The organism is Arthrobacter wenxiniae (assembly GCF_013376105.1).
GTDB classification, from domain to species: Bacteria; Actinomycetota; Actinomycetes; order Actinomycetales; family Micrococcaceae; genus Specibacter; species Specibacter wenxiniae.
In genome coordinates, this window is the sequence record NZ_JAAMFM010000001.1 from 236036 (window position 1) to 254491 (window position 18456).

The following is an 18456-nucleotide window of genomic DNA, read 5'->3' on the forward strand; positions in this document are numbered from 1 at the left end:
TACCGCCGGGGAACCCGGGGCGGTCCGGAACGTGCGGCATGATTGATCCATGACTTCCACAACCGGCGCCACGCCCCAGGGCCGCGGCGAACTGCTCATCCTCAACGGCCCCAACCTGAACCTGCTTGGCACGCGCGAGCCCGCCATCTATGGCAGCCACACGCTCGACGACGTCGCCCGGCTCACCGTTGCGGCCGCCAATGCCGCGGGGTTCAGTGCCGAGTGCATCCAGTCAAACCATGAGGGCGACCTCGTGGACGCCATCCATGCCGCGCGGGACACGGCGGTGGGACTCATCATCAACGCCGGCGCCTACACGCACACGTCCGTGGCCATCCGCGACGCGATTTCCGGCGTCGAGCTTCCCGCCGTGGAGGTGCACATCTCCAACGTCCACCGGCGCGAGGAATTCCGCCACCACTCCTACCTCTCGCCGGTGTGCGACGCCGTCATTGTTGGCGCGGGCATCCACGGCTATGTGATGGCCGTCAGCTACCTGGACCAGGTGCTGCCGTAGCCGCTCCGCGCTGGGCCCACGGGCCCGAGGGCCCCGCTGCGAGCGTGCGAGCGGGGGGAGCCTGGGCCCACGGGCGCGAGGGCCCGCTGCGAGCCTGCGAGCAGGGGGAGCGCCTGGGGACTACTTGGCGCTGCACTGGCCGGAGCCAACCGAGCTGCTGAGCATGGGCGCCGCCGCGACGACGGGCGCCACCTCGGTCATGGTGAAGGCGAAGCCCACGGGCTCCGAGGTGGTCGACTTGGCGAAAACCACTCCCACCACGCGGCCCGAGGTGTCCAGCAGCGGGCCGCCCGAGTTGCCGGACTGGACATTCCCGGCCAGCTGGTAGATGTCCAGGGCAGATTTCTGCTTGCCGGTGATGTCGGGGATCAGCATGGGTCCGGAGGCCATGACGGTGGCCGGGCGGACCTGCAGCGGGCCGCCCAGCGGGTAGCCGGCAAATGCGGCCTGGGAGTTGTCGCGGAGGGTGGAGCCGGCGGGCAGGGGCGCCACGTTGAGGCCGTCCACGGCCAGGATGGCCAGGTCCTTGACGGGGTCAAAATACACCACCCGCGCAGGCAGCGACCCCTGCGAGGGCGTGGCCACGACTGGCATGGAAACGCCGGCCACCACATGCGCGTTGGTCAGGACCCGGTTGGGCGCCACCACAAAGCCGGTGCCCGTCTGGTTCTGCCCGCACTGGAACGCGGTGCCGGAGATTTTCAGCACGGACTTCGCCGCGTTGTTCCAGGCGGGCGTGTCCGTGCTGGAACGGGGCACCGCCACCTGGACGTTGGGGCCGGCCGGGTTGAGCAGCTGGGGAATTCCCTCGTCCAGGACCAGGGAGCGCATCTGCGCGGCCGCGGCCTTGAGGGGATCCGGCGTCCAGGCGTCAATCCTGGAAATGACGGCGGAGCCGCTCAGCTGCTTTGAGACGGCAGGAATGCCCAGGTTGGCCACCCCAAAGGCCAGCAGGGAGATCACGGCCGCGCCGACCACCACATTGAGTGCGCCGCCCAGCAGGCGGTTCACGGTGCGCACGGGCCCGGGCTTCACGCGCCCTCCAATGGCCCGGCCGATCCTGATTCCGACGGCGTGGCCCGCCGCGATCAAGATGACGGTGGCGCCAATGACAAACACTGTCCGCCAGCCGGGCCCGGGTGCGTGCCCGCTGACAAAGGGCGCGGCAAAGAACGCCGCAACCGCCCCGGCCACAAAGCCCACCAGCCCGCCCAGGCCCACCACCAGCCCGGTGCTGAGGCCGTAAATCAGCTGCCACAGCAGCCACAAAATCAACAACGCATCCAGCCAGGAGAAGCCAAACATCGCAGTCCCCGCCTCCCTGTGCCCGTCCTCGAACGTGACCGTTGCCCTCGCCCTGCACGCGGGTCCCCGGACGGCACCCGCGAAGCACATATTACCGGCCCAATCCGGGCATTCCCTGTGGCCGGGTTCGGTAAAATCCCGAACGGGGAGCGCCGGAATGCCAAGTTGGTCACAAAAGCTGGAAAGTTCTGAAAGAATCAGTAACAAGCCCCAACTGACTAGTTACAAACTTCAAGGAGATTTCATGGACATCGAGGTACTGCGCCGCGCACCCCTTTTCACCACGCTCGACGACGAGGCCTTCCGACTGCTGACCGATGAACTCGCCGAGGTGGACCTCTCCCGCGGTGCCTCGGTATTCCGTGAAGGCGACCAGGGCGACCAGCTGTACTTCATCGTCTCCGGCAAGGTGAAGCTGGGGCGCACCTCCCCCGACGGCCGCGAGTCCCTCGTCGCCATCCTTGGCCCCGGCGAACTGTTTGGCGAGATGGCCCTCTTTGACCCGGCCCCCCGCAGCACCACCGCCACCGCCGTCTCGGAGACCCGCCTGGCGGGGCTGAAGAACGAGTCCCTCAACGCCCTGCTGCGCAACCGCCCCGAGGTGTCCATGCAGTTGCTGCAGGCCCTTGCCCGCCGCCTGCGCCGCACCAACGACAACCTCTCCGACCTGGTCTTCTCCGACGTCCCGGGCCGCGTTGCCAAGGCCATCCTGGACCTGGCCGACCGCTTTGGCCGCCCGGCCACCGACGGCATCCTGGTGGCGCACGAGCTCACGCAGGAGGAACTGGCCCAGCTGGTCGGCGCCTCCCGTGAGACCGTCAACAAGGCCCTGGCCGAGTTTGTCCAGCGCGGCTGGCTGCGCCTCGAGGCGCGCGCCGTGGTCATCCTGGACGTCAACCGGCTCCGCCAGCGCTCCCGCTGACATTCGCGACGCTAATGCGGCCCGGTCACCTCACGGTGGCCGGGCCGTTTTCGTCGGTGTCCACCTACCGACGCTCCCGCACAACCGGGGCACATCCCCCCAACGCTCCCGCACAACCGGGGCACATCCCCCCAACGCTCCCGCACAACCGGGGCACTTCCCGTAAGCCCTCCCGCACGTGGCGACCGTCAAAGTACATGCATTGCGGGAGCGTTCACCAAAACACCCCCGATTGCGCGGGAGCGTCTGTAGTGCGGTGGTTACCGCTCGCGGCAGGCTGCGCCTTCGGACGCCGGGGAGGCCTGGACCTCGAGTTCGAAGGTGCCGTCCGGTTCGGTGATCAGGACTGGCTGGTATTCGTTGATGGGCCTCTTGTGGTTCAGGTAGGCGATGCAGCCCCGGGCCGCAGCGAGCTTCTCCAGGATGATTTCAACCCCGGGCACGGTCAGTTCGCCGAGGGTCAGCCCGGCCGTCGTTTCGAGGCCGACCTCGTCACCCAGCTCGGTGGTGGCCCGTGCGGCGAGGACGTCCGCCGCGCACACCCAGCGGCCCCACACGCCCTTGCTTTCCAACAGCCGCGGTTCCTGGTTCACCGGAGCGGCGGCGACAAAGTAGCGGGTGTCAAAGCGGCGGTGGGCAAAGTCGGGGCTGAGCCAATGGCTCAGCGGCTTGAGCAGGTCGGTGCGCAGCACCAGCCCCCGCCGTTCCAACAGGCTCGCGAACGTGGCGTCCTGGGCGGCGATGGCTTCCCTGGCCTTCATCCACTCGGGCCCGGACACATCCTCCACCAGCGACGATGCGTCGGGCCCGGCCAGCAGGATGCCTGTCTCTTCAAATGTTTCGCGGATGGCCGCCACCACGTGGCGCTTCGCAATGTCCGCGCTGGCGGCCCCCATGCTCTTGGCCCACTGCGCGGGCGAGGGGCCCGCCCAGTCGGTGACGTCGTCGTCCGCGGGTTCAACGGTTCCGCCGGGGAACGCCACCAGGCCCAGCGGCGAATTGCCGGGGCGGTAGGTCATGAACGTCTGCAATCCCCGGGGGCTGTCCTTCAACAGCACCACGGAGGACGCGGAGCGGGGCTTGCTGGGGGTGCGTTCGCCAAAGTCAACCCAGGCCTGTGCGGCTTCGCGCTGGTCGGCGTTTAGCGGAAAAATCCGCTTTCCCGCGGGCCGTGGGCCCGCGGGGGCGTTACTGAAATTCGGCAATCAACTCAACCTCGACAGGTGAATCCAACGGCAAAACGGCAACCCCGACGGCGGAGCGGGCGTGGACTCCCGCCGCGCCAAATACTTCGCCGAGGAGCTCGGAGGCGCCGTTGATGACGCCGGGCTGGCCGGTGAAGGAGGGGTCCGAGGCCACAAAGCCGACAACCTTGACGATGCGGATCACGCGGTCCAGGTCGCCGATCACGCTCTTGAGCGCGGCAATGGCGTTGATGGCGGACGTGGCGGCCAGCTTTTTTGCGTCCTCAGCGGAAACGCCCGCGCCGACCTTGCCGGTCGATGTGAGTTTGCCGTCAACGAAGGGCAGCTGCCCGGAGGTGTATACGTAGTTGCCGCTCACCACGGCCGGCACGTAGGCGGCGACGGGCGCGGCCACGGCCGGCAGCGCCAGGCCGAGCTCGGCAAGGCGGGCTTCAATGCGCGAATTCCCTTGAGTGTGCACGGTTTCCATGGCTACGCCTTCTCTCGCTTGAGGTAGGCAACCAGTCCGTTGCCGTCCGGTCCGGTCACTACCTGGACCAGCTCCCAGCCGTCCTCGCCCCACTGGTCGAGGATTTGCTTTGTGGCGTGAATAATCAGCGGAATTGTGGCGTACTCCCATTTGGTCATGCTTCAAAGCGTAGTCCCTGCCGGTAAACTGGGAAAATGGCAGCAAAAAAACACCCCATTTTCGATACCGCCACAACCCTCGGAAAACTTATGCTCTTCCTTGGCGTGAGCGCAGTGTGTGGTGTCCTGGTCGCCGGTCTGATGGTTCCCGCGGTGGCGCTGACGGGCAACACCGCCACCTCCTCGATCGACTTTTTTGACCAGCTTCCGGATGAGATGAACGTGGGAGTGCCGGCCCAGTCGTCGAAGATCCTGGCCGCCGACGGTTCCGAGCTGGCCACTTTTTACGACCAGAACCGCACGGCTGTAAAGCTTGCCGACATTTCCCCCTTCATGAAGAAGGCCGTCATCGCCGTCGAGGACGCGCGCTACTACCAGCACGGCGGGATTGACACCAAGGGACTGATGCGCGCCGTGGTGTCCATGGTGCAGGGAGGCGGCCGCCAGGGCGCCTCCACCATCACCCAGCAGTACGTGAACAACGTCATCATCCAGACCTACGCCGCCAACGGCGAGTACGACAAAATCAAGCTGGGCGGTGACAAGACGGCTGGCGACAAGGTCCGCGAGATCAAGCTCGCCATCGCCATGGAGAAGAAGTACTCCAAGGACGACATCCTGCAGGGCTACCTGAACTGGGTGCTGTTCGCCAATGGCAACTACGGCGTTGAAGCCGCCGCCTCCTACTATTTCGGCGTCCACGCCAAGGACCTGACGCTGCCGCAGGCGGCCCTGCTGGCGGGCGTCGTCAACAGCCCCACCATCTACGATCCGGTCGCCAACCCGGACAACGCGATTGCCCGGCGCAACCTGGTGCTGGCCAACATGCTTGACCAGAAGATGATCGACAAGAAGCAGTACGACGGCGCCGTCAAGGCCAAGATCGACCTCAAGATCCACGCGAACAAGAACGGCTGCACCACGGCCGTGCGCGCGGAATACTTCTGCGAATACGTCACCAACCTGATAGTCAACGACGCCCGCTACGGCAAGACCAAGTCCGACCGCGAGAAGTTGCTGTACCAGGGCGGCCTGACGGTCAAGACCACGCTGGACCCGAAACTGCAGGATGCGGCCCAGGCCCAGTTTGCCAACTTCACGCCCATGACCAACAACCCGGACAAGGTGGGCCAGGCGCTGGTGACGGTGCAGCCCAAGACCGGCAACATCCTGGCCATGGCGCAGAACACGAAACTCCATGCCCCCAAGGGCCAGTGGAGCACCGAGTACAACTTCACGGTGGACAAGTTCGACAAGGGCGGCAACTCGCTGGGCGGTTCGGGCGGCTTTGACGTGGGCTCCACGATCAAGCCTTTCACCTACGCCGAATGGCTCAACTCGGGCCACAAGATCAACGACATGGTGGACGCCTCGGTGCGCAAGTACCCTCTCGGCTTCCCCTGGCGGAACAGCTGCGGTTCGTCCACCGGCATTTATGACAACAACTACCCCGGATCCCAGGACCTGCAGAACGCCGAGGACGGCCGCTACAGTCCCATCACTGCCCACATGGGCCTGGTGCTGTCGCTGAACACGGCAACAGTTGCCGAGGCGGCCCAGCTGGACCTCTGCAACATCCAGAAAATGATGACGGCCACCGGCATCCACCTGGGCCAGGACCCGAACAAGCCCTATGACCTCTCCAATGTCTCCAGCCTGCTGGGGAGCGGCGAGGTGGCACCGCTGACCATGGCCTCGGCCTTTGCCACCTTCGCCTCGGGCGGAGTGCACTGCGATCCCGTGGCCTTGGTGTCCATCACCAACGCCAAGGGCGACAAGTTCCCCGTGCCGGGCGCCAACTGCAAGCAGGCGGTCAGGCCCGAGGTGGCCGCCGGCGTGGTCCACACCCTCCAGCAGGTCCTGGTCAACGGCTCCGGTTGGCAGATCGGGCTCCGGTACCCTGCCGGCGCCAAGACCGGCACCACGAACGACTCCCAGCAGACGTGGACCACCGGCTTCACGAAGGGCCTGGTCACTTCCTCCTGGGTCGGCAGCCCGGAAGACAAGAACCGGTCCAACAACGGCAAACTGATCGCCGGCCAGCGAATTCCCTATGTGGACGGCGCCACCTACGCGGGCAAGGCCTGGCAAAGCTACATGAACGCCATTGCCGGCAACTACGACACCGGCGGTTTCCCGGAGCCGCCGGCCAGCATGCTCAACCCGATCGTGGTGGCCCCGCCGCCCAGCGCCGCCAAGGACGACGCAAAGAACGCCACCAAGCCCAGCACGGCCCCCAAGGATCCCAAAAAGAAGGACTAGGCTGCCAACACGATGAGCACCCAACGCACCCCGCACCCCCGCTTGGCCGCCCTGGGCTGGATGGCGGGCGTGGCCGCCGCCAGTGGCGTGGGGTGCGTCGCGTACGGCGCGCTGGTGGAACGCACCTGGTTCACCCTCCGGGACGAGCGGCTGGCCATCCTGCCGGCCGGCTCGAAGCCGTTCACGGTCCTGCACCTCTCCGACATCCACTTCTCCCCCGGCGAGCGCAAGAAGGCCACCTGGCTGCGCGGGCTGGCGGACCTCAAGCCGGACCTGGTGGTCAATACCGGGGACAACCTGAGCCACCCGGATTCGGTCAAGCCGCTGCTGGCCGCGCTGGCCCCGCTGATGGAGTTCACGGGCGTCTTCGTCCCCGGCTCCAACGACTACTTTGCCCCCCGGTTCAAGAACCCGCTCGCCTATCTGGGCGGCCCCTCGAGGCTTCCCGGGCAGGGCAGGCGGCGTCCGCTGGTCCTGGACACCGCCTCCCTGCACGACGGCTTCGGGATGGGCGGCTGGGTCAACCTCACGAACCGGGCCCAGTCCGTCCCGCTGGGTGGCATCCGCTTTGACTTCAGCGGTGTGGACGATCCCCATCTCAAGCGGGAGCGCTATGCCGGCTGGCCCCGCGGCTCCACCACCCAGGACTCGGCCCCGCACGTGAAGATTGCGGTGGCCCACGCACCGTACCAGCGGGTACTGGACCATTTCACCGCCGACGGCGCCGACCTCATCCTGGCCGGCCACACCCACGGCGGCCAGGTCTGCATCCCGGGATATGGCGCCCTCGTCACCAACTGCGACCTCCCCACCTGGCGCGCCAAGGGCCTCCATGACTGGAGCGCCGGGGGACACACGACGCCGGTCAATGTCTCCGGCGGCATCGGCACCTCCCGCACGGCCCCCTTCCGCTTCGCCTGCCGCCCGGAAGCCGTGGTCCTCACCCTTACCGCCAGGGGCGCTGCGTAGGCAGGCCCCGCCCCGCCGTCGAACGCGGCAGGGCAGCTGCACACTGGCGACGTCTCCGGCGCCCTGCTCTACATGAACACGGCGCTGAACATGAACGCAGTCCAGGAAGCGACCGTTGTCAGCGCGTTGCTGTTCCCCGGCGCCGCGGCCGGCGCCTTGGTTGGGGGCCGCCTGGCCGACCGGCTGGGACGCCGCGGCACACTGCTGGCCTGTGCGGGGCTGTTCCTCGTCGGCGCCCTGGGCTGCGCCCTGGCTCCGACGGTGTCCATCATGATCGCCTTCCGAATCATCCTGGGGCTGGGCGTCGGCGCGGCCGCCGTGACCTGCCCGCTCTACCTGGCCGAAATGGCTCCCACCCACCTCCGCGGGAGGATGGTCACCATCAACGAACTCATGATCGTCACCGGCTAGATGCTGGCCTTTGCGATCAACGCCCTCCTCGATGCCCTGATCCACAACAACGAGGTGTGGCGCATCATGCTGGCCGTCGCATCGGTTCCGGCCATCGCCCTGCTGGCGGGCATGCTCCTGGAAAAGAGCGGGCTGGGCGTCAGCGCTTCGCTGGTGGCCACCGTCGCCGTCGGCGTCACCTCGGTGTTGACCACGGTGCTGGGCATCTGGCTGCTCGGGTATGTGGGCCGCCGGCGCATGCTCGTCATCGGCTTCTCCGGAGTGGTCGGCGCACAGGCCCTGCTCGCGGTCGTCTTCCTGCTGCCGCAGTCGGATGTGGTCAGCTACGTCATCCTGGCCGCCGTGATCTCATTTCTGTTCCCGATCGTCAACCAGGCCCTGGGCTCCACCGGGACATTCAGCCTGTTTGTCCTCGTCAACCTGGCCTCCCTCGGCTTCGTGTTGAAGTTCGTGCCGGAAACCAGGGGCCGCTCGCTGGAGGAGCTCGAGGAACACTTCCGCAGCTCCGGCGAAGCCACGGCCGCCGGCTAAAATGGCCGGCCGCCATGGCCCACGTGAATACCGGGCGGCCGAGGCGCTGGGCTATTCGCCCAACCGCCTCGCCAGCCGCCTGGCCAGCCGCAGCACGCAGACCCTCGGGCTGCTGCTGGACCTCCATAACCCGGTTTTCGCCGACATGTACGACGGCGTGGCGCGCCGGGTTGCCGACAGCCGCCATCAGCTGATGGTCGCCGTCGGCTCCACCGATGTGGACGACGGGCGCGCGGCCATCAAGTCGCTCGTGGACCTGCGCGTTGACGGGATCATCCTGGCGGGATTCATCGGTGACCCGGAACAGCTGCTGCCCATGCTGCACGGCACGCCCGCGGTGGTGCTCAGCCGGGACATTGACATCCCCGGAATCGACTACGTCCACACCGACGACCTGGCCGGCGCCGCCGCGCTGCTGGAGCGGCCCGGCCCGCCCCCGACCGCCATCTTTGCCTACAACGACCTCTCAGCCGTGGGGGCCATCGAGGAACTGGTGCGCCGCGGCCTGCGCGTACCCCAGGACGTGTCGGTGGTGGGCTACGACAACTCGGACCTGGCGTCGTCCCCGCTGCTGGGCATGACGTCCGTCGACCCCAACAGCACCGGGCTCGGCATGGCGGCCGCCGGCCTCCTGCTGGCCCGGCTCGGAGGTGAAAACGCCGGGGAGATGCCGCAGGGCTTCACGCCAACGCTCGTTGCCCGGACCACGAGCGCGGCGCCCCCGCCCTCCACCGGGGTCGCGGCAGCAAGCCGTGGCCCACATCCCTTGCATTAAGTTTGTCCTGACAATAGGATGATCCATGACCGCAGTTGGTGCCGCATCCAGCACCGCTCAGTCCACAGGACCCACCCTAGGAGCACCGAATGGTCACCCCGCTGAACCTAAACATCGACCGTTCCTCGCCCGTGCCCCTTTACCACCAGGTGGTCCAGGGCATCGAAGCCGCCATCCGCAGCGGGGGCCTGGAACCGGGCAGCAAGCTGGAAAACGAGATCGACCTGGCGGCGGCACTGAACCTGTCCCGCCCCACCATGCGCAAGGCCATGGACGAGCTGGTCCGGGCCGGCCTGCTGGTCCGCAAGCGCGGCGTCGGCACCCAGGTGGTGGCCAGCCAGGTGCGCCGGCCGCTGGAGTTGTCGAGCCTCTACGACGACCTCATCGCCCGCGGGGGCAAGCCGAGCACCGACGTGTTGACGTTTTCCCACGTCGAGGCCGACGCCGCCACCCGCGAGAAGCTGGCGCTCCACCCCGGCGCCAGGGTCTACCATTTCACCCGGCTGCGGAAGGTGGACGGCAAGCCGCTGGCCCTCATGGAGAACTGGGTCCGGGACGACATCGTCGCCTTTGACGAGACCGCCCTGGGGGCGGCGGGACTGTACGGCATCCTGCGCCAGGGAGGCGTGAACTTCCGCCTCGCCACGCAGCGGGTCGGGGCCATGATCGCCAACGACTACCAGGCCCCGCTGCTGGACACCACGCCCGGCGCCGCCCTCGTCACGATGGAGCGCACAGCCGTGGATGACACCGGGCGCATGGTGGAGACCGGCCACCACGTCTACCGCGCGGACAACTACAGCTTTGAAATGACCCTGGTGCAGCGCTGACCGGCGCTTTTCAACCGAAGGAACTCCCCGCATGAGCAACTGGGTATACCCGCTGGGCTCGGCCCGCGACGGCGTCTGGGACGTCTCGCTTGGCACCTCCGATTCTGCCCTGGCCGTGGACGGCTGGGCCCACACCGGGCTGAAGGTGGCCACGCTGGAGCCGGGTGCCGGCGTCGAGCTTCCCGCCGCGGCCGAGGAACGCATCATCATCCCGCTCAGCGGTGCGTTCACGGCCACGGTTGACGGCACGGGCTACGTCCTCGCCGGACGCCCCAACGTCTTCAGCGGGCCCTCCGACGTGCTGTACACCGGGATCGGCAGGGCTGCCGCCGTGACCTCGCCCGGCGGCGGGCGCGTGGCGGTTGCCACCGCCCCGGCCCGGGAGGGCCACCCCACCCGCCTCATCACGGCCGCCGAGATTCCCGTGGAGCTGCGCGGCGCCGGCAACTGCTCCCGCCAGGTGCACAACTTCGGCACGCCGGCGGCCCTGGAGGCGGACCGGTTCATCGTGTGCGAGGTCATCACCCCCGCCGGAAACTGGTCCTCCTACCCGCCGCACAAGCACGACGTGGAACGGGACGGCGAGACGGCCCTGGAGGAGATCTACTACTTCGAGACCCAGGTTGCCGCAGGCTCCCCCGCCCCGTCCGACGCGGACGCGATCGGCTACCAGCGCGTTTACGCCTCCGACGACCGCCCCATTGACGTCAACGCGGAGGTGCGCACGGGCGACACCGTCCTGGTGCCCTATGGCTGGCACGGCCCCGCCATGGCCGCCCCCGGCTACGACCTCTACTACCTCAACGTCATGGCCGGCCCCGGCCCGGTCCGCGAGTGGCTCATCAGCGACGACCCCCATCACGGCTGGGTCCGCCAGACCTGGGACGCGGCCGCCATCGACCCGAGGCTCCCCTTCGGACGGTAATTTTATGGCACGACGCCGGTGATTGAGCCTGTTGAACTCAAGGTCTCGACGCGCTCGCAGAGCTCGCTGCTCGACCACCGGGGCGCCGGCACGAGGCGGGGAGCCGGTGTTTCCGTAGGCCGCGTAGAGGAGACCGTAAGGCCGCTCGCGGCCGTCGGTCGGATAGCGGCCGGGGGAATGCCGGCTCGCCCGCAGCAGGTGGCTACACGGCCACCCGGACCGGCGCGCCGGTGAGCAGGGACTCCTGGGCGGCGTCGGCCACCTTGGACGCCGCCACGGCGTCTTCGGCCGTGCACGGGTTGGGACGCAGGCCCTGGATGAGCTCCACGAAGGCCGCCAGCTCGGAGACGTAGGCGCCCGCGAAGCGCTCGGCGAAGGTCTGGTGCGGGGTGCCGGACGGGAATGCCACGCCGGGCTCGGCGGACTTGAGCGCGGCCTGCCCGTCGAGCCCCACCATGACGGACCCCTTCGAGCCCTGGAGCTCGAGGCGGACGTCGTGCCCGGCGCCGTTGTAGCGGGTGGCGGCCACCGTGCCGACAGTGCCGTCGTCAAAGGTGATGACGGCCAGCGCGGTGTCCACGTCGCCCACCTCCCCGATGGCGGGGTCGCCGTTGTTGGATCCCCGGGAGTAGACCTCCACGATTTCCCGCCCCGTCAGCCAGCGCAGGATGTCGAAGTCGTGCACGGAGCAGTCGCGGAACAGCCCGCCGGAGGTGGCCAGGAATTCGACCGGGGGCGGTGTCATGTCGCCCGTGATGGCGCGGAGGGAGTGGATCCAGCCCAGCTCGCCGGCGTCGTAGGCGCGCTTGGCCTCCAGGTAGCCGGCGTCGAAGCGGCGCTGGTGCCCGATCTGGACCACGCCGCCGTGGTCGCGGATGTAGTCGAGGACAGGCAACGACTCGGCCACGTTCACCCCGACGGGCTTCTCACAGAACACCGGGACACCCGCGTCAACGCCTGCCTTGATCAGCTCGGGGTGCGTGGCGGTGCCGGTGGCGATGAGCAGCCCGTCAATCCCGGCGGCGAGCAGCCCGTTCACGGAGGGCACGAATTCGGCGCCGAGCCCGGCGGCAACGGTGCGGGCGTGCTCCGCCGCGACGTCCGTGAGCTTGAGCTCAACGCGGACGCCGGGCGCCAGCGCCTTGTTGAGGGCGGCGATGTTGGTGGCGTGCATGACGCCGATCCGCCCCACTCCGACCAGGCCCAGGGTGATGGTTTTCATGCGGATTCCTTGCTCTTGAAGTAGTGTTCCAGCTCTTCCAGGGACTTGCCGCGTGTTTCCGGGACCACCTTCTTGACCCAGACGATGGCGCAGAGCTGCAGCGCCACGAAGATGAAGAAGGTGGCGGAGACGCCGATCCCGGACACGAGCTGGGGGAAGAAGAAGCCGATCAGGAAGTTCACCATCCACAGCACGAACACGCAGATGCCCATGCCCACCCCGCGCACATGGAGCGGGAAGATCTCCGCCATGGTCAGCCAGGTGACGCAGCCGATGCATCCCTGCATGAACACCAGGAACACCACCATGCACAGCAGCACTAGGCAGCCGCGGAACAGGCTCTCGGGCACCACCAGGGAGACGGCGGCGAGGGCGGCCAGGGAAGACGCCGTGCCGCCCAGCCCCGTGACCAGCATGGCCTTGCGCGGCAACCTGGACATGAAGTACATGCCCGCCACCACGGCGGCCACGGAGACCACGCCGTTGAGAACGTTGGCCATGAGGGCGCCCCGGTCGCCGAAGCCGGAGGAGGAGAGGATGGACGTGCCGTAGTACATGATGGCGTTGATGCCGCTGATCTGGTTGATGACGGCCATGCCCAGCCCCACGATGAAGATCCGCCGGATCCACGGTACGGCCAGGTCCTGCACCGTGCCCAGCTTGGCCTTGTAGTCTTCGCGGGCGGCGTCGCGGACCTCCTCGAATTCACCCTTGACGTCTTCCGGGGCGCGGCCCTTGCGAAGCACCTCCAGGACGTCCTCGAAGCGGCCGCCGGCCGCGAGCCAGCGGGGGCTTTCCGGCAGCACCAGCATCCCGAACCACAGGATGACGGCGGGCAGCGTGGCAATCACCAGCATGTAGCGCCAAATGTGGCCGGCCTCCGGGAACAGGTTGCCCAGCAGCGCGTTGAAGGTGAACGCCAGGAACTGACCGGTCACGATCATGAGCTCGTTTTGCGTCACGATCCGCCCGCGCTGGGCGGCCGGGGACATCTCGGCCAGGTAGACCGGCACAATGACGGAGGCGCCGCCGACGGCGAGCCCCAGGACGGTGCGGGCGAGCACCAGCAGCGCGGTGGTGGGGGAAAGTGAACATCCGATGGTGGCGGCGGTGAAGATGACGGCCAGGCCCATGATGGTCCTGCGCCGGCCGAAGCGGTCGGAGAGCCGCCCGGCCGTGATGGCGCCAAACGCGGCGCCGAGCAGCAGCGTGGACGTGACCAGTCCCTCGGTCAACGGCGTCAGGCCAAGATCACGCTGCATGAACGGCAGGGCGCCGTTGATGACGCCGGTGTCGTAGCCAAACAGCAATCCGCCAAAGGTGGAGAACAGGGCCACCTTCCGCATGAACTTCCGCGGCGCCACCTGCGGGGCATGCGCGGCGGGCGCCGGGGCTGCCTGGTCCGTGGGCGTCCCCGCCATCAAAGCACGGCCTCCCGGGCCCGCGCGACCTGGCTGTTGATCGTCTGAAGCTGGTAGCGCGAGACGTTTTCGGCGTCGTCGTCCTCGGCGAAGACGCTGGAGACCATCACGGTGTCCTCCCGGTCCAGGAAGCCGATCTCCGCCAGGCCGGCAAAGAACTCGTCCCAGTTGACGTCGCCGTCGCCGATCTTCAGGTGCTGGTGCACGCGGACCGGGTTGCCGGGCGGGTTGGTGATGTAGCGCAGCCCGTGGGAGGCGTGGTGGTCCATGGTGTCGGCCACGTGCACCAGGCGCAGCCTGTCCCCCGCCGCCCGCATGATCTCCAGCGGCACGTCCTTCATGTGGAAGCTGTGCGAGGCCACGTAGACCAGGCCCACGTTGGGCGAGTTGACGCCGCGGATCATGCGGATGGCGGCCAGGCCCTCCTCGACGAAGTCGTCCGGGTGGGGGTCGATCAGCAGGTCGATGCCCTCCCGCTCAATGATGGGCAGCAGTTCCTCCATGGACCGGTAGAACGCCCGTTCGGACTCCTCCGCCTTCTCGGGCCGGCCGCTGAACTCGGTGTTCATGGTCCGCACGCCCAGGTCCACGGCGATCTGGATGGCACGCTTCCAGTAGCGGACGGCGGCCTCGCGGGCGTCCTCGTCGGGCCCGGACCAGCGCAGCACGGGCAGCACCGACGCGATCTGGATCCCCGCATCGGCCACGGCCTTCCGCAGCGAGGCGACCAGTGCGTCGTCGGCCTTGGGGTGGTTGTAAAAGGGGATGAAGTCCGGGTGCGGGGTCATCTGCATGAACTTGTACCCGAGGTCCGCCACGAGCTGCGGAAATTCGAGCAGGCCGTGGCTGTGGTGGAACGGCGTGGGGTCCAGGGCGATCTTCATGGTGGTCCTTAGTTGTAGAGGTCCGGCTTCGCGGCAAGGACGACGGCGGTCTTCGCGCCGGTCTTCTGCGCCTCGACTCCCGCTTCACAACAGGCGGAGGTGGCGTAGCCGTCCCAGGCGGACGGCCCTCCGATTTCCCCGCGCAGGGCGGCGTCAACCCAGGCCTGGACCTCCACGTCATAGGCGGTGCCGAAGCGCTCCTCGAAGCCGGGGGTGATCCGCCCGCCCCAGCGGCCCTGCGTGCGGACGTACGGGCCGCCGTCGTTCCCGATGTTCACGATCCCGTCCTCGAAGGACGCCTGGGTTGCCACTTCGTAGCCAAAGCGGGCGTTGACGTAGATTTCAACGTCCGCCAGCACGCCGGATTCGGTTTCAATCAGCACGTGCTGGGGATCGTGCTGGCCCTCGGGGGCGTTGCGGGTGGGCTTGCCCAGGCGCACCTGGACGGAGGCGATTTCCTCGCCGGTGAAGAAGCGGATCGCGTCAAACTCGTGCACCACGGAGTCGTTGATGAGCATCTCGTTGGTGAAGCCTGCCGGGGTGTCCGGGTTGCGGTGCTGGTGGTGGAGCACCAGCAGCTCGCCCAGGCCGCCCTCGGTGATGATTCCGCGGAGGGCGGCGTATTCGGCGTCGAAGCGGCGCATGAAGCCCACCTGGATGCGCTTGCGGCCCAGCTTGGCCTCGGCCTGGACCACCGTCAGGGCGCTCGCGGCGTCCGGGGTCAGCGGCTTTTCGCACAGGATGGGGATGTCCCGCGCGAGAGCCTTGAACAGGATGTCCTCGTGCAGGAAGCCGGGGGTGGCGATCAGCACGGCGTTGACGTCGCCGTTGTCCAAGGCCTCCTCGGCACTGGCCAGGGCCACCGCGCCCGGGATGCCCTTGATGGCGGCCTCGGCCCGGGCCAGGTCGATGTCGACGACGGCGGCCACCTCGGCCCCGCTGATGCGGTGATGCAGGCGGTTGATGTGGTCCGCGCCCATGCGTCCGGCGCCGATGACGGCGACGCGAAGTTTTTCAGTCATGACGTGCTTCTTTCTAGTTGACGGTGGTGCGTGAGCCGCAGCCGAGCAGGTAGTTGCGGGTGCGCTTGGCGATCGGCATCGGGACGTCGAAGGCCACGGGGTACATGTCCTGCTCCACAATGCCAAAGATCGGCCGGCCAAGACCCTCCACTGCCTCTACGACGGCGCGCAGGTCCGGCAGGCCGTTCGGCGGCTCCACCATGACGCCGGCCAGGTTGGCCGCGGCCCAGGTCATGTTCTCGGCGTTGACGCGGGCCAGCACCTCGGGGTTGATCTGCTTCAGGTGCAGGTAGCCGATGCGTTCGGGGTATTTGCCGATGAGTTCCAGCGAACTGGCCCCGCAGTATTCGGCGTGCCCGGTGTCCAGGCACAGGTTCAGCAGTGCGGGGTCGGTCTCGGCGAGGAGGTGTTCGATGTCGGCCTGGGCGCCCACGTGGGAGTCGGCGTGCGAGTGGAACTGCTGCTTGAGCCCAAAGTCCTTGAGCAGGACCTCCCCCAACCTGTTGTGGCCCTCGAACAGGTCCGTCCACTGCCGCGCGTCCAGGGTGCCGCTTTCCACGGCCTCCCCGGTGACGTCGTCGCGCCACATGGCGGGAATGACGACGACGTTCTCCCCGCCCATGGCGGCCGTCAGTTCGGCCACCTTCCGGGCCGGCTCCCAGGCCTCCTCCCACTGGGCTGCGCCGCGGTGGAAGGCGGTGAAAACCGTCCCGGCAGTGACCTGCAGGTCCCGGTCCTTGAGCTCTTGGGCCAGGCGCGTTGGATCGTTGGGCAGGTACCCGTAAGGGCCCAGCTCAATCCATTTGTACCCTGACTCCGCCACCTCGTCGAGGAAGCGCTCCCAGGGGGTCTGCTTGGGATCGTCGGCAAACCAGACGCCCCAGGAGTCCGGCGCGGTGCCGATGATCAGCTTGTTTTCAGTCATGAGGTTTCTTTCCGGGTCTCAAGGAAGCGGTCGGGATCGACCACCGGCGGCGGAGTCGGTGTTGCCGAAGGCGACGTCAAGGAGGCCTGAGGCCGCCAGCGGCCGATGGCCGGGAAGTCGCCGGGGGAATGCCGGCGCCGCCTGCGGGGCTGGACCACCGGGGCTAGTTGGAGGGGAAGTTGTAGCTGGCGTCGGAGGCGTGCTGCGGTTCGGGCCAGCGGGAGGTGACGACCTTGGCGCGCGTGTAGAACGCCACGCCTTCCTCGCCGTAGATGTGCTTGTCGCCAAAGAGCGAGTTCTTCCACCCGCCGAACGAGTGGTAGGCCACGGGTACGGGGACGGGGACGTTGATGCCGATCATGCCCACGTGCACCCCGCGCTGGAACTTGCGCGCGTTCGCCCCGGAGGAGGTGAAGATCGCGGTGCCGTTGCCGTAGGGGTTGGCGTTGATCAGGGCGATGCCCTCCTCCACCGTCTCCACGCGCATCACGGCCAGCACGGGGCCGAAGATTTCCTCCGTGTAGGCGGTCATGTCCGCGGAGACGCCGTCCAGCAGGGTCGGGCCCACCCAGTAGCCGTCCTCCTTGCCGGGGACGGTGAAGTCCCGCCCGTCCACGACCAGGGTGGCGCCGGCGTCGGCCGCCTCCCCCACGATCTTCAGCACCCGGGCCTTGGAGGCGGCGGTGATGACCGGGCCCATGTCCGCCCCGGGCTCGGTGCCCTCGGCGACCTTGATGGCCTCGGCGCGCTCGCGCACCTTGCCCAGCAGCGTGTCCGCGGCACCGCCCACGGCAACGGCCACCGAGATCGCCATGCAGCGCTCCCCGGCGGAGCCGAACGCGGCCGCGGAGAGGTGGTCGGCGGCGTTGTCCATGTCGGCGTCGGGCAGGATGATGGCGTGGTTCTTCGCCCCGCCCAGGGCCTGCACGCGCTTGCCGTGCGCCGTGGCGGTCTCGTGGACGTACTTCGCGATCGGGGTGGAGCCGACGAAGGAGATGGCGTCCACGTCCGGGTGGGTCAACAGCCCGTCCACGGTGTCCTTGCCCCCGTGCAGGACCTGGAACACGCCGTCCGGCAGGCCGGCTTCCTTCCACAGCCTGGCCAGCAGCATGGGGGCGGAGGGGTCGCGCTCGGAGGGCTTGAGGATGAACGCGTTGCCGGCGGCGATCGCTATCGGGCACATCCACAAAGGCACCATGACCGGGAAGTTGAACGGCGTGATGCCGGCCACCACGCCCACGGGCTGGCGGAAGGAGAACACGTCGATGCCGGTCGAGGCCTGGTCCGAGTAGGCGCCCTTGAGCAGCTGGTTGATGCCGCAGGCAAACTCGATGACCTCCAGGCCGCGGCCGATCTCCCCGGCCGCGTCGGAGAGGACCTTGCCGTGCTCGGCGGTGACCAGGGCGGCCAGCTCGTCCACGTGGGAGGCCACCAGCTCGCGGAACTTGAACAGCACCGCGGTGCGCTTGGCCAGCGAGTACTCGCCCCACGTCGCCGCGGCGGCCTTCGCCGCGGCGACGGCGGCCTCCAGGTCCCCGCGGCCGGCCAGGTGCAGCCGGGCCGAGACGGCACCCGTGGCCGGGTTGTACACCGGCTGGGTCGCCCCGCCCGTGCCGGCGGTTTCGGCGCCGTTGATGAAGTGCTTGATGGTGGTCAGGGTTGGCGTTTCAGTCATGTCAGGTTCTTCTTTCCAAAGTGGGGGG

The 18456-nt window shown here is 68.0% G+C and carries 19 protein-coding genes; 9 read left to right on the plus strand and 10 right to left on the minus strand.

Annotation, left to right across the window (positions count from 1 at the left end; all coding sequences use genetic code 11):
• Positions 1–49: 49 nt before the first annotated feature.
• On the plus strand, positions 50–517 hold the full coding sequence (aroQ, locus tag G6034_RS01150; RefSeq protein WP_176633254.1) for a type II 3-dehydroquinate dehydratase: 468 nt from the start codon (positions 50–52) through the stop codon (positions 515–517).
• A 120-nt stretch (positions 518–637) separates the two neighbouring features.
• On the opposite strand, the gene G6034_RS01155 is transcribed toward aroQ, so the two are convergent.
• Positions 638–1822, minus strand: a complete 1185-nt coding sequence (locus G6034_RS01155; protein WP_176633255.1) for a MarP family serine protease — start codon at positions 1820–1822, stop codon at positions 638–640.
• Positions 1823–2066: 244 nt separating this feature from the next.
• On the opposite strand from G6034_RS01155, the gene G6034_RS01160 reads away from it, so the two are divergent.
• Positions 2067–2744, plus strand: a complete 678-nt coding sequence (locus G6034_RS01160; RefSeq protein WP_062007784.1) for a Crp/Fnr family transcriptional regulator — start codon at positions 2067–2069, stop codon at positions 2742–2744.
• A 260-nt stretch (positions 2745–3004) separates the two neighbouring features.
• Here the strand turns inward: G6034_RS01160 and G6034_RS01165 are convergent, their stop codons facing one another.
• The 3 genes from G6034_RS01165 to sp36 are packed head-to-tail and all read right to left on the minus strand — an operon-like array spanning position 3005 to position 4576.
• On the minus strand, positions 3005–3949 hold the full coding sequence (locus G6034_RS01165; protein ID WP_176633256.1) for an NUDIX hydrolase: 945 nt from the start codon (positions 3947–3949) through the stop codon (positions 3005–3007).
• Positions 3933–4418 (minus strand): RidA family protein, encoded by a 486-nt coding sequence (locus G6034_RS01170; protein ID WP_176633257.1) that lies wholly within the window; start codon positions 4416–4418, stop codon positions 3933–3935. The genes G6034_RS01165 and G6034_RS01170 overlap by 17 nt, the downstream gene beginning before the upstream one ends.
• 2 nt (positions 4419–4420) lie before the next feature.
• Complete coding sequence (sp36, locus tag G6034_RS01175; RefSeq protein ID WP_107503899.1) at positions 4421–4576, minus strand: Sp36 family protein; 156 nt, start codon at positions 4574–4576, stop codon at positions 4421–4423.
• Positions 4577–4681: 105 nt separating this feature from the next.
• Between sp36 and G6034_RS01180 the strand changes: the two genes are divergently transcribed.
• From G6034_RS01180 to iolB, 7 genes are all read left to right on the plus strand, one after another.
• Positions 4682–6838 (plus strand): transglycosylase domain-containing protein, encoded by a 2157-nt coding sequence (locus G6034_RS01180; protein ID WP_343037888.1) that lies wholly within the window; start codon positions 4682–4684, stop codon positions 6836–6838.
• Between the two features lie 12 nt (positions 6839–6850).
• Positions 6851–7807: a metallophosphoesterase gene (locus G6034_RS01185; protein WP_176633259.1), complete on the plus strand. Its 957-nt coding sequence runs from the start codon at positions 6851–6853 to the stop codon at positions 7805–7807.
• A gap of 63 nt (positions 7808–7870) precedes the next feature.
• The gene (locus tag G6034_RS19640) at positions 7871–8218 is read left to right on the plus strand and encodes an MFS transporter (protein WP_425485439.1); all 348 of its coding nucleotides are present in this window, start codon (positions 7871–7873) and stop codon (positions 8216–8218) included.
• Positions 8219–8749 (plus strand): MFS transporter, encoded by a 531-nt coding sequence (locus G6034_RS19645; protein WP_246295191.1) that lies wholly within the window; start codon positions 8219–8221, stop codon positions 8747–8749. It begins immediately after the preceding gene.
• 1 nt (position 8750) lies between these two features.
• On the plus strand, positions 8751–9524 hold the full coding sequence (locus G6034_RS01195; RefSeq protein WP_176633260.1) for a LacI family DNA-binding transcriptional regulator: 774 nt from the start codon (positions 8751–8753) through the stop codon (positions 9522–9524).
• Positions 9525–9613: 89 nt separating this feature from the next.
• Positions 9614–10354, plus strand: a complete 741-nt coding sequence (locus G6034_RS01200) for a GntR family transcriptional regulator (RefSeq protein WP_176633261.1) — start codon at positions 9614–9616, stop codon at positions 10352–10354.
• A gap of 31 nt (positions 10355–10385) precedes the next feature.
• Complete coding sequence (iolB, locus tag G6034_RS01205; RefSeq protein WP_176633262.1) at positions 10386–11279, plus strand: 5-deoxy-glucuronate isomerase; 894 nt, start codon at positions 10386–10388, stop codon at positions 11277–11279.
• A gap of 202 nt (positions 11280–11481) precedes the next feature.
• Here the strand turns inward: iolB and G6034_RS01210 are convergent, their stop codons facing one another.
• The 6 genes from G6034_RS01210 to G6034_RS01235 all read right to left on the minus strand — a co-directional run bounded on the left by G6034_RS01210 (position 11482) and on the right by G6034_RS01235 (position 18428).
• A complete protein-coding gene (locus tag G6034_RS01210) occupies positions 11482–12501 on the minus strand; it encodes a Gfo/Idh/MocA family oxidoreductase (RefSeq protein WP_176633263.1) in 1020 nt (339 codons plus the stop codon).
• Entirely contained in the window at positions 12498–13922 is a 1425-nt protein-coding gene (locus tag G6034_RS01215; RefSeq protein ID WP_176633264.1) for a sugar porter family MFS transporter, read from the minus strand. The genes G6034_RS01210 and G6034_RS01215 overlap by 4 nt, the downstream gene beginning before the upstream one ends.
• Positions 13922–14806, minus strand: coding sequence for a sugar phosphate isomerase/epimerase family protein (locus G6034_RS01220; protein ID WP_176633265.1), 885 nt, complete (start codon positions 14804–14806; stop codon positions 13922–13924). Before G6034_RS01220 ends, G6034_RS01215 begins: the two co-directional genes overlap by 1 nt.
• A gap of 8 nt (positions 14807–14814) precedes the next feature.
• Positions 14815–15828 carry a Gfo/Idh/MocA family protein gene (locus G6034_RS01225; protein ID WP_176633266.1) on the minus strand — a complete coding sequence of 338 codons (1014 nt, stop codon included), beginning with the start codon at positions 15826–15828 and terminating at the stop codon, positions 14815–14817.
• A gap of 13 nt (positions 15829–15841) precedes the next feature.
• The gene (locus G6034_RS01230; protein ID WP_176633267.1) at positions 15842–16753 is read right to left on the minus strand and encodes a sugar phosphate isomerase/epimerase family protein; all 912 of its coding nucleotides are present in this window, start codon (positions 16751–16753) and stop codon (positions 15842–15844) included.
• A gap of 163 nt (positions 16754–16916) precedes the next feature.
• Positions 16917–18428, minus strand: coding sequence for a CoA-acylating methylmalonate-semialdehyde dehydrogenase (locus G6034_RS01235; RefSeq protein WP_176633268.1), 1512 nt, complete (start codon positions 18426–18428; stop codon positions 16917–16919).
• Between the last annotated feature and the right edge of the window lie 28 nt (positions 18429–18456).

Excerpts from the sequence above, each read along its gene's own strand:
- G6034_RS01185 (WP_176633259.1), top strand. The coding sequence starts at position 6,851 with ATGAGCACCCAACGCACCCCGCACCCCCGCTTGGCCGCCCTGGGCTGG.
- G6034_RS01160 (WP_062007784.1), top strand. The coding sequence starts at position 2,067 with ATGGACATCGAGGTACTGCGCCGCGCACCCCTTTTCACCACGCTCGAC.
- G6034_RS01220 (WP_176633265.1), bottom strand. The coding sequence starts at position 14,806 with ATGAAGATCGCCCTGGACCCCACGCCGTTCCACCACAGCCACGGCCTG.
- G6034_RS01155 (WP_176633255.1), bottom strand. The coding sequence starts at position 1,822 with ATGTTTGGCTTCTCCTGGCTGGATGCGTTGTTGATTTTGTGGCTGCTG.
- G6034_RS01235 (WP_176633268.1), bottom strand. The coding sequence starts at position 18,428 with ATGACTGAAACGCCAACCCTGACCACCATCAAGCACTTCATCAACGGC.
- G6034_RS01170 (WP_176633257.1), bottom strand. The coding sequence starts at position 4,418 with ATGGAAACCGTGCACACTCAAGGGAATTCGCGCATTGAAGCCCGCCTT.
- G6034_RS01195 (WP_176633260.1), top strand. The coding sequence starts at position 8,751 with ATGGCCGGCCGCCATGGCCCACGTGAATACCGGGCGGCCGAGGCGCTG.
- G6034_RS19645 (WP_246295191.1), top strand. The coding sequence starts at position 8,219 with ATGCTGGCCTTTGCGATCAACGCCCTCCTCGATGCCCTGATCCACAAC.
- G6034_RS01200 (WP_176633261.1), top strand. The coding sequence starts at position 9,614 with ATGGTCACCCCGCTGAACCTAAACATCGACCGTTCCTCGCCCGTGCCC.
- sp36 (WP_107503899.1), bottom strand. The coding sequence starts at position 4,576 with ATGACCAAATGGGAGTACGCCACAATTCCGCTGATTATTCACGCCACA.
- G6034_RS01215 (WP_176633264.1), bottom strand. The coding sequence starts at position 13,922 with ATGGCGGGGACGCCCACGGACCAGGCAGCCCCGGCGCCCGCCGCGCAT.
- G6034_RS01210 (WP_176633263.1), bottom strand. The coding sequence starts at position 12,501 with ATGAAAACCATCACCCTGGGCCTGGTCGGAGTGGGGCGGATCGGCGTC.
- G6034_RS01225 (WP_176633266.1), bottom strand. The coding sequence starts at position 15,828 with ATGACTGAAAAACTTCGCGTCGCCGTCATCGGCGCCGGACGCATGGGC.
- G6034_RS01230 (WP_176633267.1), bottom strand. The coding sequence starts at position 16,753 with ATGACTGAAAACAAGCTGATCATCGGCACCGCGCCGGACTCCTGGGGC.
- aroQ (WP_176633254.1), top strand. The coding sequence starts at position 50 with ATGACTTCCACAACCGGCGCCACGCCCCAGGGCCGCGGCGAACTGCTC.
- iolB (WP_176633262.1), top strand. The coding sequence starts at position 10,386 with ATGAGCAACTGGGTATACCCGCTGGGCTCGGCCCGCGACGGCGTCTGG.